Source organism: uncultured Algibacter sp., from assembly GCF_905480415.1.
Taxonomy (GTDB): Bacteria; Bacteroidota; Bacteroidia; order Flavobacteriales; family Flavobacteriaceae; genus Algibacter_B.
The window spans coordinates 1-5,710 of sequence record NZ_CAJQQI010000062.1 but is presented as its reverse complement, the minus strand read 5'-3'; the positions used below and the strand labels follow the sequence as shown (position 1 = coordinate 5,710).

The window sequence follows — 5,710 nt, the reverse complement described above, 5'->3', positions numbered from 1 at the left end:
TTTCTCAATGCTTTTAGGAACGTCGCTTTGCCTCTAAATACATCCGTATTATTCTGCTTAGCGGGTGCAAATATACACCTCATTTCTACATATCCTAAACTTTCTTTTATTCTTTTTTATCCTTTTATTTTATCCTCTGATATACAAAGGTTTATAAGAATATAAATATGGAGTGAGTCTGCTTTTTTTCTTTAAATGGAACAAAAGCGAATATCTATATGGTAGGTTTTGAAACTAAATGACCTGAAGCCGAAAAAATGCTATGCGTTTTTACTATTCTTGTACACTTGTTTTACAAACGCTAACCTATTATATACCATTAAAACATTCCTAGTATACATATTACCAAATAGAACAACGTTTTGTTAATGTACTCTATTGCCCAATATGCCCGCGTTAGGGATAGTAATGGCATACTTTTGCTTTTTTTGCAAAAGATATAATGGATAGCCCGACCCACTTTTGTGGGTAACGCCATAAAATAAATTACACCTATACATATTATACCTCTATATATATTGTGTGGGTTTGTTTATACTATTATCTTTGTAGACTTAATTCAAATTATTTTAATGATACACATAACATTACCGGACGGCAGTGTAAAAACGTTTGACGAAGGCGTTACACCAATGGATGTTGCAAAAAGCATTAGTGAGGGGTTTGCGAGAAATGTGATTTCCGCAAATTTTAATGGTACAATTTTGGAAACTAAGACGCCATTGACCACCGATGGTTCTTTGGTTTTATATACGTGGCGAGATGACGCTGGTAAAACTGCTTTTTGGCATAGTAGTGCTCACGTTTTAGCTCAGGCAATTGAAGAATTGTACTCTGATGCGAAACTTACTATTGGTCCTGCAATTGAGAATGGGTTTTATTATGATGTTGATTTTGGTCAGCATAGTGTTTCGGAAAGAGACTTTAAGGCTATTGAAACTAAAATGTTAGAGATTGCCAGAGGGAAACATGATTTTAATTTGAGAGCTGTTTCTAAAGCTGATGCGTTGTCCTTATATAAAGGTAATGAGTTTAAAACCGAACTGATTGAAAACTTAGAGGATGGTACAATTACATTCTGTGACCATTCGACCTTTACAGATTTATGCCGTGGTGGACATATTCCGAATACAGGGATTATAAAAGCAGTTAAAGTTTTGAGCGTTGCCGGTGCTTACTGGCGTGGTGATGAAAATAAACCACAGTTAACTCGTGTTTATGGTATTTCTTTTCCTAAACAAAAAGAGCTTACTGAGTATTTAGAAATGCTTGAAGAGGCTAAAAAGCGAGATCATAGAAAACTTGGAAAAGAGTTAGAGCTTTTTACGTTTTCTAAAAAAGTGGGACAAGGTTTACCTCTATGGTTACCAAAAGGCGCTGCTTTACGCGAGCGTTTAGAAAACTTTTTGAAAGCTGCACAAAAGAAAGCGGGTTATGAAATGGTTATTACACCTCATATTGGACAAAAAGAACTTTATGTAACTTCCGGACATTATGAGAAATATGGAGAAGATAGTTTTCAACCTATACTTACACCAAAAGATGGTGAGGAGTTTTTGTTGAAACCCATGAATTGTCCTCATCACTGTGAGATTTATAATAGTGCACAATGGAGTTATAAAGATTTACCAAAGCGTTATGCTGAATTTGGTACAGTTTATAGATATGAGCAAAGTGGTGAGTTACATGGATTGACTCGTGTACGCGGTTTTACACAAGATGATGCCCACTTATTTTGTATGCCAGAACAATTAGATAAGGAGTTTAAAGATGTTATCGATTTAGTGCTTTATGTTTTTGGTTCTTTAGGTTTTGAAAACTTTACGGCTCAGGTTTCTGTAAGAGATCCTGAAAATCCGGACAAATATATAGGAGATGTTGCTAACTGGGAAAAAGCAGAGCAAGCAATTATTAATGCGGCAACCGATAAAGGATTAGATTTTGTTATTGAAACTGGAGAGGCTGCGTTTTATGGACCTAAGTTGGATTTTATGGTAAAGGATGCTCTAGGTAGACGCTGGCAACTAGGAACAATTCAGGTAGATTACAACTTGCCAGAACGTTTTGATTTAACTTATAAAGGAAGTGATAATGAGTCTCACAGACCGGTAATGATACATCGTGCGCCTTTTGGAAGTATGGAGCGTTTTGTGGCATTATTGTTGGAGCATACTGGTGGTAATTTTCCGCTTTGGTTAATGCCAACTCAAGCTATTATATTATCAATTAGCGAGAAATATGAAAAATACTCTGAAAAAGTTTTAAATTTGCTAGAAAATGACGAAATTCGCGCCCTCGTTGACCATAGAAATGAAACTATCGGGAAGAAAATCAGGGAGGCTGAAATGCAAAAACACCCTTATATGATTATCATTGGGGAGCAAGAAGAGCAAGAAGATAAAATTACGGTAAGACAGCACGGAGGCGCAGATTTAGGAATGATTTCTATTGAAGCCTTCTCTAAAATCATAAAAGAAGATATTAAAAGAACGTTGAAATCGTTTTAAGAAATAATAAGTTTAATTTAAAACCATAAGGCCATAGCAATTAGAAGAAGACATCAACCTAGAAGGGTTTCACAAGAGGATAAACACAAAATTAACTCTAAAATTACCGCTCAGCAAGTACGTCTTGTTGGAGATAATATAGAAATTGGTATTTATACTAAAGGTGATGCTATGAGAATAGCTAACGAGCAAGAGTTAGATCTAGTAGAGATTTCACCAAATGCTGATCCTCCTGTTTGTAAGGTTATGGATTATAAAAAGTTTCTTTACGAGCAAAAGAAACGTGATAAGGCTTTAAAGTCTAAGGCTACTAAAGTTACTATTAAAGAAATTCGTTTTGGTCCAAATACAGACGATCATGATTACGATTTCAAAAAGAAACATGCTGAGAAGTTTTTAAAGGAAGGTGCGAAGCTAAAAGCTTTTGTGTTTTTTAAAGGGCGTTCTATCATATTTAAAGAGAAAGGTCAGATTTTGCTATTAAGATTAGCACAAGATCTTGAAGAATACGGGAAAGTGGAGCAAATGCCTCGCTTAGAAGGTAAGCGTATGACTATGTTTATTTCTCCGAGAAAGTAAATAAAACCTGAATTTTCAGGATTAAAGATAATTAAGCGAAATAATTAAAACTAGGAAAAGAAAATGCCTAAAATGAAAACAAAATCTAGTGCTAAAAAGCGTTTTAAGCTTACAGGTACTGGTAAAATTAAAAGAAAGCACGCTTTTAAGAGTCACATCTTAACAAAGAAGTCTAAAAAGCGTAAGCTTAAGTTAACTCATGATGGTTTAGTACATAAAGCAGATGAGAGCAATATTAAAACCATGTTACGTTTAAAGTAACAAAAGTTTTAATCGGTTAAAACAAATTTATAAACCCTGGAGTTAGGCAATATTAAAAGTGTCAATTAATTGACCGCCTACTACAAAAAACAATTAAGATTATGCCAAGATCAGTAAATTCTGTAGCTAAAAGAGCCAGAAGAAAAAAGGTGCTTAAACAAGCAAAAGGTTACTTTGGAAGACGTAAAAACGTTTGGACAGTAGCAAAAAATGCGGTTGACAAAGCGATGCAATATTCGTATAGAGACCGTAGAGCAAAAAAGAGAACATTCCGTGCATTATGGATTACGCGTATAAACGCTGGAGCCAGAGAACATGGTTTATCTTATTCTCAATTTATGGGGAAATTAAAAGCTAACGATGTTGAATTAAACCGTAAGGTTTTAGCAGATTTAGCTATGAACAACCCAGAGGCTTTTAAAGCTGTAATTGATAAAGTAAAATAAGGCGCTTAGCCTATTGTAAAACATATTATTCGCTTAATAAAAATCCGATTCGCAAGAATCGGATTTTTTTGTGGATTAAACCCAAGTATAAACCAATTGATTTATAACGCTTTAATAAAACAACGATTTCTTTATTAGGTGACTTTTTGTTTCCACTTTCATCAGAAAAATGAAAAGGGCGTTCTAGTGTTTCAAAGTTTTAAGTAATTACGTTTTAAACTTTCTTAAGATTAGAATGTTTAGACCTCAAAGTTTTTGTTATTCGAAAAAATATTCGTGAAAAATATTTGTTACGTCTTTTGTTTCTTCTTTCTAGCTGCAGGAAACAAAACATTATTCAAAATTAATCGGTAACCTGGTGATGTTGGATGCAAATCTAACTCTGTTTTCGCATCTCCAACCCTATGCTGATAATCCTCGGGGTCATGACCACCATAGAAGGTGAAAAATCCTTTACCCTTTATACCATGCATATATTTAGCTTCTCCATTAGATTTCGTTTCGCCCATTACTAAAACATTAGGTTTTATTTGATCTCTGGAAAATGATGTGGTTTGCCCCATAAACCCTTTTACCAATGCCGTGTGATTTTGACATAACATAGTGGGTATCGGGTCCCATTTTGCTGAAAATTCCATAAGTGAAAAATAATCTGTTGTTCTAGAAATCATACGTTTTCTAGTCATATCAATTGATGAAAATTCATAGACTTTTGGATTTCTCTCTAAAATGTAATTAGAAAATGCAAAGGTTTTGCTGTAATCTATTTTATTTTGATAGCCAGCATCACTACCATCTCCATCAAACATAGGTTCACAAATATCAACGCCTTCTGCAGATAAAGCAATATCAAAACTGTCAGTAGCACTGCACATCGCAAACATAAATCCACCACCAATTACATAATCTCTTATTTTTAGGGCAACACCTAATTTTTCTTCAGAGACTTTATTATAACCTAAGTCATGAGCTAATTTTTCAGCCTCTTTTTTCTCTTGAATATACCATGAGGCGGCTCTATATTGTGCATAAAATTTTCCAAATTGACCAGTAAAATCTTCATGATGCAAGTGCAACCAATCGAAAAGCAACAATCCATCATTTAAAACTTCTTCATCATAAACTGTTTCATAAGGTATCTCAGCATATTTTAAAACCATAGTTACAGCATCATCCCATGGTTGTTTTCCATTAGGTGTATAAACTGCAATTTTTGGAGCTTTCTCCAAAACTATAGCTTCCATATTTTGACTTGGACTTGCTATTTCTTCTAAAATACTTTCAGCTTTAGCATTCGAAATCACTTCAAACGAAATCCCTCTAATTTGGCATTCCCTTTGGATAGCTTCTGTATCAGGCAATAAGAAGGAACCACCTTTATAATTGAGTAACCACTTTACTTTTAACTCCTTTTTGAGTGTCCAGTAGGTTATTCCGTAGGCCTTTAAATGATTTTTTTGACTATCTACATCCATTGGAATTAGGATGTATGATGCAAACATATGTGTAGAACAGAATAATATTAATATGAATAGGGCATTCTTCATAGGCTGAAAGATACTCAAAAAATATGCCTGATTAAAAATTTTATAAAACTATTAGATACTAAAAGACTTATTAAAATGGTACTTCATTGTCATCATCATCATTAAACGAACTGCCGAATGCTTGGTCTGGACTAGCTTTAAAATTATCAGTTTTAAAAGTATCATCATTAGCTGCTGCATTCATTTTAGAATGAAATTCAAAAGGCGAATCAAAATCATCTAAATTATCGAACTTACCTAAGTGCCCAATAAACTTTAAACGTATACTCTCTAAACCACCATTACGGTGTTTTGCCACGATAAATTCTGCTTGACCTTCAGTTGGCGAACGTTCTTCATCATCCCATTCATCAATTTTATAATACTCTGG

At 34.1% G+C, this 5,710-nt stretch carries 5 protein-coding genes and 1 pseudogene; 4 read left to right on the top strand and 2 right to left on the bottom strand.

What is annotated here, in order from left to right:
• Positions 1 to 572 precede the first annotated feature (572 nt).
• The 4 genes from thrS to rplT all read left to right on the top strand — a co-directional run bounded on the left by thrS (position 573) and on the right by rplT (position 3,793).
• The gene (gene thrS / locus QZ260_RS05110; protein WP_295983522.1) at positions 573 to 2,507 is read left to right on the top strand and encodes a threonine--tRNA ligase; all 1,935 of its coding nucleotides are present in this window, start codon (positions 573 to 575) and stop codon (positions 2,505 to 2,507) included.
• 33 nt (positions 2,508 to 2,540) lie between these two features.
• Complete coding sequence (gene infC, locus QZ260_RS05105) at positions 2,541 to 3,086, top strand: translation initiation factor IF-3 (protein ID WP_271560320.1); 546 nt, start codon at positions 2,541 to 2,543, stop codon at positions 3,084 to 3,086.
• Between the two features lie 63 nt (positions 3,087 to 3,149).
• Entirely contained in the window at positions 3,150 to 3,347 is a 198-nt protein-coding gene (gene rpmI / locus QZ260_RS05100; protein ID WP_271560311.1) for a 50S ribosomal protein L35, read from the top strand.
• Positions 3,348 to 3,448: 101 nt separating this feature from the next.
• Positions 3,449 to 3,793: a 50S ribosomal protein L20 gene (rplT, locus tag QZ260_RS05095; RefSeq protein ID WP_271560310.1), complete on the top strand. Its 345-nt coding sequence runs from the start codon at positions 3,449 to 3,451 to the stop codon at positions 3,791 to 3,793.
• 290 nt (positions 3,794 to 4,083) lie between these two features.
• Here the strand turns inward: rplT and QZ260_RS05090 are convergent, their stop codons facing one another.
• Together QZ260_RS05090 and QZ260_RS05085 are read right to left on the bottom strand one after the other, a co-directional pair.
• Positions 4,084 to 5,295 (bottom strand): asparagine synthetase B, encoded by a 1,212-nt coding sequence (locus tag QZ260_RS05090; RefSeq protein ID WP_295983518.1) that lies wholly within the window; start codon positions 5,293 to 5,295, stop codon positions 4,084 to 4,086.
• A gap of 115 nt (positions 5,296 to 5,410) precedes the next feature.
• Positions 5,411 to 5,710 (bottom strand): annotated as a pseudogene (locus tag QZ260_RS05085) (DnaB-like helicase C-terminal domain-containing protein); the annotation flags it as partial.

Bases quoted from the DNA above. Each gene is read 5' to 3' on its own strand.
- rplT (WP_271560310.1), top strand. From the start codon at position 3,449: ATGCCAAGATCAGTAAATTCTGTAGCTAAAAGAGCCAGAAGAAAAAAG.
- thrS (WP_295983522.1), top strand. From the start codon at position 573: ATGATACACATAACATTACCGGACGGCAGTGTAAAAACGTTTGACGAA.
- rpmI (WP_271560311.1), top strand. From the start codon at position 3,150: ATGCCTAAAATGAAAACAAAATCTAGTGCTAAAAAGCGTTTTAAGCTT.
- QZ260_RS05090 (WP_295983518.1), bottom strand. From the start codon at position 5,295: ATGTTTGCATCATACATCCTAATTCCAATGGATGTAGATAGTCAAAAA.